The organism is Quyinboa ferrireducens, assembly GCF_042436675.1.
In the GTDB taxonomy this organism is placed as follows: Bacteria; Bacteroidota; Bacteroidia; order Bacteroidales; family UBA5342; genus JBHJHP01.
Genome location: NZ_JBHMVA010000014.1, coordinates 29,408 through 44,238 on the forward strand (window position 1 = coordinate 29,408; position 14,831 = coordinate 44,238).

At 38.0% G+C, this 14,831-nt stretch carries 13 protein-coding genes; 4 read left to right on the forward strand and 9 right to left on the reverse strand.

Features of this window, described 5'->3' with window-relative positions; translation table 11 throughout:
* Positions 1-5 precede the first annotated feature (5 nt).
* The gene (locus ACE01N_RS16760) at positions 6-998 is read left to right on the forward strand and encodes a helix-turn-helix domain-containing protein (protein ID WP_380591545.1); all 993 of its coding nucleotides are present in this window, start codon (positions 6-8) and stop codon (positions 996-998) included.
* 109 nt (positions 999-1,107) lie between these two features.
* Positions 1,108-1,398, forward strand: coding sequence for a hypothetical protein (locus ACE01N_RS16765; RefSeq protein ID WP_380591547.1), 291 nt, complete (start codon positions 1,108-1,110; stop codon positions 1,396-1,398).
* Between the two features lie 105 nt (positions 1,399-1,503).
* Here ACE01N_RS16765 and ACE01N_RS16770 read toward each other — a convergent pair whose 3' ends face one another.
* Positions 1,504-1,614, reverse strand: coding sequence for a hypothetical protein (locus tag ACE01N_RS16770; RefSeq protein WP_380591678.1), 111 nt, complete (start codon positions 1,612-1,614; stop codon positions 1,504-1,506).
* Between the two features lie 89 nt (positions 1,615-1,703).
* Here ACE01N_RS16770 and ACE01N_RS16775 point away from each other — a divergent pair, with 89 nt between their 5' ends.
* Positions 1,704-3,158: a T9SS type A sorting domain-containing protein gene (locus ACE01N_RS16775; RefSeq protein ID WP_380591549.1), complete on the forward strand. Its 1,455-nt coding sequence runs from the start codon at positions 1,704-1,706 to the stop codon at positions 3,156-3,158.
* Between the two features lie 51 nt (positions 3,159-3,209).
* Here ACE01N_RS16775 and ACE01N_RS16780 read toward each other — a convergent pair whose 3' ends face one another.
* From ACE01N_RS16780 to ACE01N_RS16815, 8 genes are all read right to left on the reverse strand, one after another.
* Positions 3,210-4,853 carry a T9SS type A sorting domain-containing protein gene (locus tag ACE01N_RS16780; protein WP_380591550.1) on the reverse strand — a complete coding sequence of 548 codons (1,644 nt, stop codon included), beginning with the start codon at positions 4,851-4,853 and terminating at the stop codon, positions 3,210-3,212.
* Positions 4,854-5,180: 327 nt separating this feature from the next.
* Positions 5,181-5,987 (reverse strand): phosphate ABC transporter ATP-binding protein, encoded by an 807-nt coding sequence (locus ACE01N_RS16785; RefSeq protein ID WP_380591552.1) that lies wholly within the window; start codon positions 5,985-5,987, stop codon positions 5,181-5,183.
* Between the two features lie 5 nt (positions 5,988-5,992).
* Positions 5,993-6,847, reverse strand: a complete 855-nt coding sequence (locus ACE01N_RS16790; RefSeq protein ID WP_380591554.1) for a PstA family ABC transporter permease — start codon at positions 6,845-6,847, stop codon at positions 5,993-5,995.
* Positions 6,844-7,731: a phosphate ABC transporter permease subunit PstC gene (gene pstC, locus ACE01N_RS16795; RefSeq protein ID WP_380591556.1), complete on the reverse strand. Its 888-nt coding sequence runs from the start codon at positions 7,729-7,731 to the stop codon at positions 6,844-6,846. The genes ACE01N_RS16790 and pstC overlap by 4 nt, the downstream gene beginning before the upstream one ends.
* Positions 7,732-8,670 carry a PstS family phosphate ABC transporter substrate-binding protein gene (locus ACE01N_RS16800; protein ID WP_380591558.1) on the reverse strand — a complete coding sequence of 313 codons (939 nt, stop codon included), beginning with the start codon at positions 8,668-8,670 and terminating at the stop codon, positions 7,732-7,734.
* Between the two features lie 18 nt (positions 8,671-8,688).
* Positions 8,689-9,942, reverse strand: coding sequence for an alginate export family protein (locus tag ACE01N_RS16805; RefSeq protein WP_380591560.1), 1,254 nt, complete (start codon positions 9,940-9,942; stop codon positions 8,689-8,691).
* A 98-nt stretch (positions 9,943-10,040) separates the two neighbouring features.
* Complete coding sequence (locus tag ACE01N_RS16810; protein ID WP_380591561.1) at positions 10,041-10,685, reverse strand: response regulator; 645 nt, start codon at positions 10,683-10,685, stop codon at positions 10,041-10,043.
* Complete coding sequence (locus ACE01N_RS16815) at positions 10,682-11,626, reverse strand: sensor histidine kinase (RefSeq protein ID WP_380591563.1); 945 nt, start codon at positions 11,624-11,626, stop codon at positions 10,682-10,684. The genes ACE01N_RS16810 and ACE01N_RS16815 overlap by 4 nt, the downstream gene beginning before the upstream one ends.
* A gap of 136 nt (positions 11,627-11,762) precedes the next feature.
* On the opposite strand from ACE01N_RS16815, the gene ACE01N_RS16820 reads away from it, so the two are divergent.
* Positions 11,763-14,393 carry a valine--tRNA ligase gene (locus ACE01N_RS16820; RefSeq protein ID WP_380591565.1) on the forward strand — a complete coding sequence of 877 codons (2,631 nt, stop codon included), beginning with the start codon at positions 11,763-11,765 and terminating at the stop codon, positions 14,391-14,393.
* Positions 14,394-14,831: the final 438 nt, after the last annotated feature.

Here is a 14,831-nt window from a genome sequence, read left to right on the forward strand (position 1 = left end):
CTTCAATGAGATTACCACCAAAGGCAATATTGTTTTTAATCCTTTTTCAATTCTTCTTATCTGCCAACTCCTATGCTTCCCAAGGCACCATCTCAGGTCAGTTGCAAATTGACAGCACATGGAATCCGGTTATTTATTTGTCCTATATATCAAATTTTCGAGAGATGAATAGCATATCCAACACAATGATAATCTCTGAAGCACCCTTAGACAGCAATGGACATTTTAATATTGAAATCGGCTTTTTACCTAAAGAAGACAATTTATTCCGCATCCATTTAGTAAAAAGAGGATATCCCCCAAACACATTGATAATTGGTGGGAAGGATGAGAATTCAATATTTTTCCTGGCGAACCGGGATGCTAAGATTAATATTAAAAATAATGACAAAAATGGTTTATTCAAAGATGTTACATTTAGCGGCGATGCTAACAATATTGCGTTCCAGCAAATAACAGAAATTGTAGCATCATCAGATGATGAAATTGTGTTAACAAATTCGATATCGAAAAAAGAACTCATTGAAAAAGCTACATCTGAGCAATTAAGAATTATAGCTGATACCTGCAAAAACCCTTTAGTGTCACTTTATGCTTTGTATGAAAGTGATTTTGAATCAAACTATTCATCCAATTTATCTTTTTATAAATCATATCTAAAAAGGTGGAAAAATAATCATTCTACTTATTTTGAAACATTTAGGAACGATCTACCAATTACAAAAAATCACACAGGAATAGATGCTCTTGTTGGAATTCTTTTATTGTTAAGTGTCTATATAATTTTCACCCTTATAAACAAAAAGAATAATAACCAATTTAAAAAATTAAGCATTCAGGAACGAAAGATTCTTACGTTACTTCAGGCAGGATTAACAAACCAACAAATATCGGATGAGTGTAATATTGGATTAAGCACTGTAAAATCACATGTAAGTAGTATTTTTTCCAAACTGAATGTTAAATCAAGAAAAGATGTAATAGATTTGAAGAAATAAAGTATGATGATACATCGGTATACTTCATTCCAATAGATTGAAATAACTTCATATTACGGGAATATGCCATTCGTAGAAGAATAATGCAAACAAAACCATCATTACTAATATGAAAATACTGGCAATAGAAAAGGAATTAAAACATGTGGATTGGGAAAAAGAGTCCCAAACACTGATTGAAGAAGCAAAATCGGCTTATAACATGATGCTCTCAGATAAGCTGAGAGAAATATACTTCACTGAAAACAAGAATGCTGTTCTCTTCCTTGAATGTGAAGATAAATACACAGCCAGGCAACTTTTAGATAAATTACCGCTGGTAAAGAAAGGAATAATAGACTTTGAAATTATGGAACTAAGGCCATATACAGGTTTTTCCCGATTGATGGATTTAAAATAAAACGGCATACTGCAGCGTTCTGATAGATCAGGGCAATACTTTTTGAAAGTTAAATTTCAATTACAAATAAAATAGATTAGAATAAGAAAAAACAGCTGTAAATAGCTACATTTTTGATATTACAATCAAAAATCCATCCGAGTCTTTTATCATTATACCATTTTTCGGCCAGTATGGATTTACCGGAATTTCTAATTTTATTGTGTAGAAAAAAATATATAATTATATCACAAAAATTTATACCTTTAAGTTGTATAACGAACCTGTTAAATCAATTTGTTTGAATCTTTTTAAATTTAGTCCTTATGAAACCTGTTAGTATTTTTACCCTGTTTTTGACATTATGTTTATCAACACTTTCTGCACAGAATTATCAATCTGTTATATCCAACCGTACTGCATATTTTGAAGGTGACAACGGATATATCAGTTGCATTCGAATTGATTCAGTAAAATTTGATACTGATTCTATTTTATATCCGATGAAAAGTATCCGGCAGCTGGATTACGATTGTTTTACACCATACGGTGACTCATGGATCGGAGGAAAAGTAATCGTTAATGATAACGGAATCAATTTATTCTTTAATAAAAATCATGATACCATCCGCATCGAAACCCGGGCCAAACTTAACGATGAATGGACAGCCTTTTATCTTACTGATTCCATAACTATAAAAGCTGCCATAACAAAACACGACACTTTGCATTTTATGGGACTTATTGACTCCGTAAAAACAATTGACTTTGCAGCTTATGACAAAAACATGAATCCGGTAGAAATAAATAAGAAGAGTAAATGGCAGATGAAAATCAGTAAAAACTATGGCCTTGTTCAAACATTTGATATGTATTATTTTACATTATCAGACGAGGAATATAGTTATTTTCAGTCAGTTCCAGATTCATACATATTAGCTGGACTTTCCAGCCCAAAAATTGGTGTTCAAAATTTAACATGGTTTGATGTTTATGATTTCAATATTGGAGATGAGCTACACATTACAGATGTTTCAATGCAACTTGACTTTGATTATTCTTCAGAAAGTATAAATAAGAGTATTTTTATATACTTTGATAAAGTTAGTACCTCAAGTTCAATAACATATAAAATATCCAGAAAAGAAAGTAAATACAAGGATTATGATGGAGTGAAAACGTTTGAATACATTCATGATACTATCACTCAAACTATTGTATCAAATGAGTTATTTGATAATTACCTTCCAGGTGAGCCTGTATTTTACGAGAATAGTGCTAAAACATTCAGCATGATTAGTGATAATGTTAAAATTGATCTTTCACCATATATGGAAATTTATAAGACCGAAGATAGCTGCTGGGCTAACGGCATTTGGGATGGATGTTTTCCTGAAAATAGATTCTACAAAGGATTAGGCGGACCTTATTACTACTGTGAATATGCCGGTTATTCAGAGCGAAAACTGGTTTACTACAAAAAAGGAGATATAGAATGGGGAACACCGTTGGTGATTACAGCAATTGATGAAAAACAAGCTGAAAATAAGATTAATATCTACCCTAACCCGACATCAGACGTCATTACCATCGAAAGTAACAATGTAACTGAGGAAATATTCTTTGAATTAACAGATTTAAACGGAAGACAAATACTTGAAAAAGAACTAAAATCAAATTCTGAAATAATTAAACTAATGGATCTTGAACCTGGTATATATATTTATACCATTCGCAATTCAAATAACATTTATAAAACCGATAAACTCATAATAGAATAAACGTTAGCATTGCTAAATAGATCGATCATTTAAGACAATAAATGTCCCCTATCACTGTTTTATGATCTTTCTATAATAATGCTGTTGGTCAGAATCTTTAACAACACCGATGTAAATGCCATTTTCCAATTCACTTATATTCAGCGCAAAACTGGTCTGTACGGATTCCGTTAAATTCTTTGTAAAAATCAGCTTCCCTTTTAAATCATAAAGCTCAAAACATACCAGTTTCCCTGACATACCACTTATATTAACAATAGCTGTTGAGCTTACCGGATGCGGATAAATTTGCCAACTGTTTGAACCAGCTAAGCTGGCCTCATTTATGCCGACATTATCTTCAGCTATTTTTGCCATAAAAAGATCATAGGCAGCTGCCGGACCCAGCGTATTGTTGCCGATTTTCAGTTCATCAACAAAATCACCTCCTACGAAGTAATTGCCGTTTAAATCAGAGCAAGAACCGTTAATCCTCTGACCACCTGTTCCGCCACTTTGCAATCCCCACAGAATGTTTCCGGCTGAATTAAGTAGTAACACAAAACCATCCGCATAACCCTGAGATGTATATTCCAGTTCTCCAAAATTCACTTTTCTTTCAAATGTTCCGGCCAGTAATATGTTATCATCGGTATCACAATGCACCGTTCTTGGCTCGTCTGAGCCACTGGCTCCATATTTCACAGACCAGTTAGGCTCCAATGCACTGCTAAACCTGGCTAAAAAAACATCATATTCCCCCCATGAAAAAAGGGTGTTGGAGCCTATGGTTAGATTGGTCATGAACCAGCCTCCGACATAAATGTTACCCTCGCTATCAATGTCCATCCCTTGTATGTCCTCATTCCCGCCGCCACTCAACGATACCAACTGTTTAAAGACACCCACATTGTTATAGATGGCAATAAAGGCATCAGCCGCATCAATGGCTGTTATTGTAGAGTCGCCAAACGTTGCTGTTCCGGCATACCTTCCGGACATGACTACATCACCATTTGGAAGCACCTTTACGGCTCTTCCATAATCATAATTTGTTCCTCCGGCACTTGTTGCCCACAGGTTCGTACCCGACTGGTTCCAGGCAGCTAAAAATATATCAGTCACCCCCTTAAACTCAGTTACATGGTCCCCAAATACAGCCTCATAATTCATATCTCCGGTGACATAGATCGTTCCGTCATTTCCCAGGGCGAGCGATTTTGCCGCATCATCGGAAGTACTGCCACCGGTAACTGACCAAACAATATTGCCTTCCATATCCAGTTTAATCAAAAACATATCCATATCATCAGTATTACTGGCTGAACCCACACTATTTAAAACGGAATCCTTAAACGTTGCTGTTCGGGTAAAGCTACCGGTTACATATACAAACGCATTATCCGTAGCAATGTCCCATCCTGTATCTTCATAGGTTCCACCACCAGTCATAACCCAATTCAGGTTCCCATCCGGATCAAATGATGCCACAAAAACATCGGTATATCCGGCTGAACCAATTTCCTGTCCGAAAAAATCAACCGTATCCCTGAATGAACCCGTTGCATAAAGGTTTCCTGAATCATCACTGCACAGGGATAAAACCGTTTCATTATTAATACCGCCTTCCGAAATGGCCCATTGCCAGTCATACTGGGCGTAAGCACCAACAAACACAAAACAAATAAATGTAGCTAATAAGGAAAATGTTTTCATAGTAAAAGAGGATTAATTTATGGATATAAATTTACAACTTTATTTTTTTACATCCACATACAGGAAAAAAGAAGGAAATAATACCATATCAAAAAGTGTAAGAATCCTGAATTTTAGAACACGGAACTTACTTTGTCAAATTGATTAAGCCTTCTTACAACAAACACTCGGCGGATTTGAAATCAATAACCTTGCTAATCTACATCATCAATACCATCCCCAATTCAAACGAGGATGAGACACTTTCAAAAATGAGTCTTGTATCTTATGTCTTATGTCTTATGTCTTGTGTCTTGTGTCTTGTGTCTTATGTCTTGTGTCTTATGTCTAATTCCCATCCACCAGGTAATTTCGCAGGTATTTGGATTGCGGTTTTTTGAGAATTTCCGGGCTGCCGGTCTCGATAATTTCACCATTGTACATAAACACAACGTGATCAGCTAAGCGGACTGCCTGGCGCAATATGTGTGTTACGAGGATAATGGTATAATGTTTTTTAAGTGTACGGAACATATCTTCAATATTCTTACTGGATGCAGGATCAAGGGCAGACGTAGGTTCATCCGCTAAAATAATGTATGGTTTTACCGCAAGTCCCCGTGCCAGGCATAGCCTCTGTTGTTGTCCAATAGATAGCTCTGAAGCCGGATTATTTAGCCTGCTCTTTACCTCTTCCCACAAATTCACCTCCCGAAGCAGCTTTTCCACTACATGATCTACCAGTTTCCGGTCGCGAATTCCTTTCAGTTTCAGACCGTATGCCACATTTTTATAAATAGACATTGGTAACGGATATGGCCGTTGTGACAGCAATCCCATTTTCTGTCGCAATTCCGGAAGATTTTTCTTTGTATTCAGAATATCTTCATTTTCAATAAGAACCTGCCCGGTAACATTCAACTCTTTATAGAGGTCTGTTAACCGGTTCATACTTTTTAAAAGGGTGGTTTTGCCGCAGCCCGAAGGCCCCAGCAAAACCGTTATCTTATTTTTAGGGATCTTCAGATTAATATTTTTCAGGATGAGCCTCTCCCCTGTTCCTACATTCAAATTTTTAATGATGAGTGCATCTTGAACAGCCGGTTTCACTAAAGGCTGCTCAACTTTCAAATCCAGTGTTTCTATATTATACATATCATTCATTTTAAATTTGTTTTCGAATATTTTCCGGATAAAATCCTGGCTGAAATACTAATCACTAAAATTATTATTGTCAGAATAGCAGCAGCGGCAAATGCCCTGTCCCTTACTGCCTGTATCGGTGAACTCAACTGAAAAAAAATGGAAAGCGGCAACGTTGCTGCCGGTTCGTTCAGATTTACGGGGATCATATCGGTATAACCTGCTGTAAACAAAACCGATGCAGCATCACCAATTCCCCGGCCAAAGGCCAGTAGTATGGCAGTAATAAAACCTGGAAAACCTTGTTTAAACATCACGTTAAATGCTGTTTCCGTTTTGGTTGATCCCAACGCATAACTCGCTTCCTGTAAGCCAAGAGGAATCGTACTAAGCACTTCATCAAACGTTCTGACCAAAATCGGTGTTATCAGGAGTGCTACCGTAATAATTCCTGCTAACAACGATGCATTCATGCCCATATAAAGCATCAATGTAAAACCAAATGCACCATAAACAATAGACGGAATTCCCCACAGGGCATCAAGCAAATAGCGGATTGTATTTTGGGTCCGCTTAAACCGGATCAGATGAACATTTAAAAACAAAGCCGAAGGTAAACCAATAATAACGGCAAGCACAAGGGCTCCAAAAGCAAGATAAAAGGAACCGATAATCGCATTTAGTACACCACCCTCTCCACCATAATAATATCCTCCTTTGGGCAGAGTAAACACCATTTTTAATGACAAAGAGCTGAATCCTTTAGCAAAGATCATAGCAATAATGAACAACAGAACTACAACCAGCGAATAAGTTGCAGCGCGGCTCAAACCGCAAAAAATCTTTTCCTCTAAATATTTTAAATTATTCATGTCACACGGGTTTTATAGATAAAGTACCTGAAAACAAGATTAATAAGCAGGATGACTACCAGTAGAATCAGCGCAGCCAGCATTAGAGCCGAATCGTATTGTGGAACAGACAACATTTCTCCGTAGTTATTGGCGATCAAAGCCGGCAACGGATATCCCGGATCTAACGGATTCCATGTTAACTTTACCATATTTCCGACTACCATCATCACGGCAAGGGTTTCACCAAAAGCCTTGGCCAAACCAAGGCCGAAAGCAGAAATTATACCGGGCATTCCCTTTTTCAGAATTACATGTTTAATGGACTCCCATTGAGTGGCTCCCATTGAAAGCGATGCTTCTGTTAGCTCAACAGGAATGCCTTTAAAAACCTCAATCAGCATATTCAGCATGTACGGAATACACATAACAGCCAGCACAACTCCTCCTGCCAGGATAGAATATCCTGAAGATGATGTATTAAATACCGGAGCAACTACCTTGCTGATAAACGGAACAATAATAAGAATTCCCCAAACACCGTAAATTACAGAAGGCAGGCCGGCCAGAATATCTATTACAGGATGCATGAATTTAATTAACCTTTGCGTAGCATATTGGGTCAGGTAAATAGCAGCCAACAACGTTACAGGTGCCGCAAATAAAAATGAAAGTACAGTCACATAAAACGAACCGGTAATAAAAGGCCAGAATCCGAATTTTCGGTTAGCCGGGGCCCAGTCATTCGAAAACAGAAGGTCTGCCAACCTGATACTCTCAAGTATAGGCAATGACTTCAGATACAGAGCCACCGCAATGATTACCGGCAACAACAAAATAAGGATCAAAGCAACTATCATCCAGACATTTGTCAACCTGTCCGTTATTACGCGCTTTAAAATCATTCAATTCAGCTTTTCAAGATATTGGTTAATACTGTTTTGATTCAATGGTACATAACCTGATGCTTTTACATAAACCTGTCCCTTCGTCAACGTCCATTTCATAAAGTCGATTACCGATTCTTTCCCGGGCTTGCCATGTGCCACAAAATAGAGTTCCCTTGCCGGAGGCGACGGATAAATGCCCCTTGCAATAGCATTCAGAATGCTGTCAAATGATTCGTAAAAATTTTCATTTGCTTCAATTATTCCGTTTTCGTTAATATCTATCGGTATAATCTCAATACCGTCACGTTTCTTACCTGATTGTATGTCATACGCAAAAATGGTATTGTTAAAAGCAATGCCGGCAGCATCTTTGCTCACGGCATCTGCCAGTCCCGGATCACCATAAATACCCACACCTTTAAGATCTTCCTGTCTTCCTTCCAGATATTTTGCCCAGGTGCCCGCCGCTCCGCAGGCATCAGAACGGGTGTAAACCACAATATTCTCCCCATCTGTTGAACCCAACAGCTCTCCCCAGTTGGTGATGGAACCATCAATAAAAATGGCTTTAAATTCTTCACGGGTCAATCCGCGTTGTTTTATATTTTCAAGATAAGGATGTTCTGCGCTTATGGTTGGAACAACGGCATCAATGGTAAGACCTACCCACCATACACCTTTTTCCTTCTCTTCCTGAGATATTTCCCGTGAGAACATGCCCAGATCAACCGCCCCGGCCAGGGCATCAGCCATTCCTTTGCCGGCACCACCACCAGAAATATTAAACCGCACGTCAGGATTCTCTTTTTTGTATTCTTCGGCCCATTGTATAACCAGAGGATAAAGCGCGAAAGCGCCCGAAATACTAATGGTCCGATCCTTCTTTTTTTGTGACACACATGCACTTATCAGCAGTAAACCTATTATCAGCGCGATTATACTTTTTGTCTTCATGGTTTTAGTTATTTGCGATTATATTATTATTGTTAACTGCATGTATATAAACTGGTTAAATCTTGAATCTGTCACCCCTCGAATTGTATTAATTGTTTGTGTCGGAATATAAAACAGGTATCCGCCTTCTAACGTACCCCATTTCTGAAATTTACATTTCACAACCAAATCGTTCTCAAATCCAAGATTTTTATTATCCGGTGTTAGTTCGTTGGTTTCGGTCAACCTGAAATAGTGGCATGTATTCAAAATAGTTACTTTCCCAATTGCTTTCAAATTCAGAGAAGCATAGTAATCCGACAAACCGCCTTGTGCCGTATGGGATGTCAGATTTTTAAAATAATCCATATTTCCATAGAAGCGATGCCTTGCCCCATATAGAAAGTCAAAAATATGATCGGTAATTTGGCTACTTCCTGTATGGTGATTGCCGGAAATTATCGTTGCACCTATTCCGGGAGTAAAGCCCAATAAATCATAACTCAAATCTGCACTGATCAAATATGCACGCACTTTTGTTCCGGATGCATTCCTGCCATATTGGTAATATGCATCTCCCACAAAAATCAGATTACCGTTTTTATAACTTGAATAAATTCCCGTTGTATGTCTGAGATTCAGAGTATTCGTGGTATCAGTTTCAGTATTGCCTGATGAAACGTGAAGCAACGACAGGTTCAGCTCGTTGTCAAATTTACGGTTCACCCATAAAAAATTTAGTGTCTTAATCCGGTTCGAAGGATAAAGATTATCTATTAATGATTCATTCAGACTGTTCCAGGTTGACCCTATATGTATAGCGTAGTTTTTAGGGTTAAACTTTAATAGCAGCGCATCGTACGAAATTCCGTTATTGTTCCAGTTACGGGCTGCAAGAATCCGCTGATTATCATACACCAGTTGTTGCCGGCCGGCAGACAACCATCCAAGTTCTCCTAACTTTAGCTCAGCATATCCTTCAAACAGTTCCAGAGATGCTTCGTCGCCAAATAAACCGGTTAAGCTACGCATGGTTTCGGATCCCCACAGACGAACATCCTGAGGTGAAATTTTAATTTTAAGTACTTCGGAATCGTAAATAAATGACAAACGCGTACGCTGAAAGATCATAACTGCCGGAACAGCATTCTTTTCTGAAGGAATAGTATAGCCATCTCTGATTTCAAACCGGTTTCTGAATTGGGCCTCAAATGTTATCTGTGCCTTTACATAGAACGAACACGTCATAAGGACCAGAATTATCAAGGATCTTAATCTGAGAAATTGCTTCATCAACTGAACTTTGAAAATGATAGAGCAAAATTAGAGCAGCTGAAAAATTCAGAAAACAGCTAAAAAACGTAAATTTTAATACGTGTTTATACGTAGATCTAAATCTCAACAATTCCGTTTTTTATGGCAAATACCACCAATCCTGCAGTATTATTTGAACCAGATTTGGATAACAGGTTCTCGCGATGCTTGTCAACAGTACGTTTGCTGATTTTCAGTTTATCGGCGATTTCCTGGTTTGACAGTCCGTTGCAAATCAGGTGAAGTATTTCCTCTTCCCTTTCTGTTAGTGACAATGGAGAAGCTTGTTCTTGTTTGGGTTTCAATTGTTTTAAGAGACAGTCAAGAATTTCCTGTGCAAAATATGTTTTCCCTTCACTTATATAGTCAATAGCCATTTTCACTTCCTGAATTCCTGAGTTCTTGAGTATAAACCCTTTTACACCGGCATCAATCATTTGGGTATAATAATTTTCATCGGAATACATGGAAAGTGCAATGATATTCAGCTCAGACTTAATGCGAAGTGCTTCTTTCGTCGTTTCAATTCCATTGAGCCCGGGCATTTCAATATCCATAAATACAATATCGGGCTGATTTCCGGATTTGAGGTAATCCAAAAATTCTCTGCCGTCCGAAGCCTCTTCCACAATTCCGGTATCAGGCAGGCTTTTCAACAAAAGTTTCAAACCTTCCCTGAATAACTGGTGATCATCAACAATAATAACCGACAAACTTTTCATGATTCCAGTATAATTTTACTTTTAACATGAACACCTTCCCCCGGCTCACTATAAATTCCGAAAGTTCCGTCAAGAGATTTAATCCTCGACCTGATATTTGATAAGCCCTGACCTGTTTTTTCCGTTTCTTCCAATAACGGATCAAACCCTTTTCCGTCGTCAATGTATTCAAGCGAAATTTCTGTTCCCTCTGCAAACAAATCGATATAAATATTTTTGGCATCGGCATGTTTTAAGGTATTGTTTATAAGCTCACAAATCACACGATACAATACCACCTCCACATTAAACGGGAAACGCTGCTCTTTAATATTATTTTTTAGATGGATATTCGGCTCATCAATAATTTTAAGTTTACCAATAAAAGAATTCAACGCTTTTAACAGGCCAAAATTAACCAGAATATGCGGACTAAGGTTATTGGATATATCTTTCAACGTAAAAATCGATTCATCAATCAGTTTTTCTGCGTTCTCAAGTAGTGTTGGATTTTGGTTATTCTGAAACCTGCAGGTTGAAATGGTCATTTTTACCGACGACAGCAGCGGCCCAAGGCCGTCGTGAAGTTCTTTTGATAAATGCTGCCTTTCTTTTTCCTCTGTTCTGACGATAGCTGACAAAACCCTCGATTCATTTTTTTGTCTCAGTTCATCAAACTGCTTCTGAATATTAAAAATACGTTTGATATAAATCAGGCTCAAAAGCATTATTACAGATATAAGCACTCCGGTCCAACTACCAAGAAATCCGGATATAAGTGCACTTTCTGAGTTATAAACCTGCATAATTTCAAAAACTCTTCTGAAAGCCATAAGCAAGAATCCAAGTGATATCAGCCACCAGGCTACATTGTTTCGGGTTCTTCTAATAAGCGTAATAGCAATAAAAGCTGCGGAAAACTGTAAAACCACAGAAATAATAAGGGCTATTTTGATGGGCATTTTTTTTTAAAAGTATAAAAAATTTACAGAGTGTTTATGGATCGTCCCATAATTAATAGCATATTATTCATTACGCAATCTTAACTTTTTTCTATTTTTGTGACCCTATTTAAATACGAGACAAAAACATCAGAAAATGAGTATTGACAGCAAATACAATCCGTTAAACGTTGAGGACAAGTGGTACAGCTACTGGATGGAGCAGGGCTTTTTTAAATCTGAGCCGGATGAAAGAGAACCATACACTATTGTTATTCCACCGCCAAACGTAACCGGAGTTCTCCATATGGGGCACATGCTGAATAATACCATCCAGGATATTCTGATCCGGAGGGCCAGAATGCTGGGCAAAAATGCCTGCTGGGTTCCGGGCACCGACCATGCATCCATTGCCACAGAGGCCAAAGTTGTGGCTAAATTAAAATCGGAAGGGATCAAAAAAACCGATCTTACACGGGATGCATTTCTGGATCATGCATGGGAATGGACACATAAGCACGGCGGGATCATTCTGGAACAATTGAAAAAACTTGGTGCTTCGTGCGACTGGGACAGAACCTGCTTTACCATGGATGAAACACGAAGTAAAGCGGTAATCAAGGTTTTTGTGGATCTTTATAATAAAGGTCTAATTTACCGTGGCGTAAGAATGGTAAACTGGGATCCGGCTGCACAAACCGCTGTTTCTGATGAGGAAGTTATCTATAAGGAAGAAAAATCGAAACTTTATTATGTACGCTATAAAATTGAAGGAACTGAAGATGAATGGGTAACCGTAGCAACCACACGTCCTGAAACGATTCTGGGCGACACCGCTGTTTGTGTGAACCCGAATGACGAACGTTTTTCGCATTTAAAAGGGAAACACGTACTGGTTCCGCTTGTTAACCGTTCGGTCCCTATAATCATGGACGATTACGTGGATATGGAATTTGGTACAGGCTGTCTGAAAATTACACCGGCCCACGACGAAAACGACTACGAAATAGGTATGCGCCATAATCTTGAGATTATTGACACCTTTAACGATGATGGTACTTTAAGCGAAGCGGCACAATTATTTGTTGGCGAGGACCGCTTTGACGTACGCAAAAAGATTGTTCCTGAACTTGAAAAAGCAGGTAACCTGGTTAAAATTGAAGACTATAATAATAAGGTAGGTTTTTCGGAACGTACCAATGTTGCTATTGAACCGAAACTGTCTGCGCAGTGGTTCCTGAAAATGGAAGAACTGGCTAAACCAGCCCTGGAAGCCGTAGAAAATGACGATGTAGAATTTCATCCGAAAAAGTTCAAGAATCTGTATCGTCATTGGATGAGCAATGTAAAGGACTGGTGTATTTCACGGCAGTTATGGTGGGGCCATCGTATTCCTGTGTATTATTTGGAAGATGGAAGTTTTATTGTAGCAGAATCTGATGAATTGGCCCTGAAACAGACACAGGAAAAAACGGGTAATGAAGAACTAACCATGGCTGACCTGCGCCAGGAAGAAGATGTGCTGGATACCTGGGCATCGAGCTGGCTGTGGCCAATTTCTGTTTTCGATGGTTTTGATCCGGAAAATAATGAAATAGACTACTACTACCCGACCAACGATTTGGTAACGGGTCATGATATTATCTTTTTCTGGGTGGCCAGAATGATTATCGCAGGCTATGAATTCCGTGGTACTTTCCCGTTTAAGAATGTGTATTTCACCGGGATGGTTCGTGATAAACAGGGCCGAAAGATGTCGAAACAACTTGGCAACTCGCCTGATCCTCTGGAACTGATCAAACAATTTGGTGCCGATGGTGTACGCGTAGGCATGCTGCTGTGCTCTCCTGCGGGTGGAGACCTGCTGTTTGACGAAAGTCTGACAGAACAGGGCCGTAACTTTGCCAATAAAATATGGAATGCGTTCCGTCTTGTTAAAAACTGGGAAGTCAGTGAAAACATTAACCAACCGGAAGCTTCTCGTGCTGCACTGAATTGGTTCAGCCATAAATTAAATGAAGTTTTGGCACAGGTTGACGACCATTTCAGTAAATTCAGGATTTCCGATGCACTGATGTCAACCTATACGTTGTTCAGGGACGACTTTTCAGGATGGTTGCTGGAAGCTGTTAAACCTGAATATCAAAAACCTATTGATGCAGCAACCTATAATGAAGTTATCGAATTATTTGAGAAATTACTGAAGCTATTACACCCTTTTATGCCATTCATCACTGAAGAATTGTACCAGGAACTGAAGCCAAGAAGCGAAGACGAAAGTATTATGGTTACCTTGCTGTCTGAAAAGGAAGAATGGAACGCTACAATCCTCGAAAAATTTGAAGAGGCTAAAGAAATTGTTGCAGCCATCCGTAACGTGAGGAAGGAAAAAAACATTGCTTTTAAAGATTCTCTTAGTTTACAGATTGTAGCCGGCGAAGCAACTTATTTTTCAGACTTTATTCCGGTTATAAAGAAACTGACAAATATCGAGTCAATTTCGTTTGTTGAAATTACGGACAGTACGGCAGCTTCATTTATGGTTAAAACAACGGAATATGCCATTCCGCTTGGTGAAATGATAAATGCTGAAGAGGAGATTGCAAAACTTGAAAAAGAACTGAAATATACCGAGGGATTTTTAACCAGCGTTAACAAAAAACTAAGTAATGAAAGGTTTGTAAACAATGCGCCGGAGAAAGTAATAGAAGTGGAACGTAAAAAGCAAACTGACGCTGTGATTAAAATTAGAAGTCTGCGTGAAAGCATTGAAAAATTAAAAAACTGACAACACAAATATTACCTCCAAAAAAAACCGGACTTTGTTCCGGTTTTTTTATCCTTATTTATAATGAATATTTATTATATATAAATTTAATTTCTTCCTTAAATTTAATGTCAAAAATTGCATATTTAATTAGCGTAGAACATACGCTATCCTCTTTTTAGGTCACATATTACATTTTAGAAATAAAAGTCTAATTAAATGCAACTTATACTCAAAATAAACACATAATCCTACCGCATTATATCATATATAATTATTTCAATCCGAAAATAAGCGTAAAATTTACATTTATTATTTGGTGTCAAAATGTGCAAGCAATGTGCCAATTTATATATTGCGAATAAAACCGGAATAGTTTAATTTTAGTTAATTTTTGAAAACAACATTTAATGCCACAACATTAAGTTGTAAAAAATCCGCTGATAATCGACAATAGAG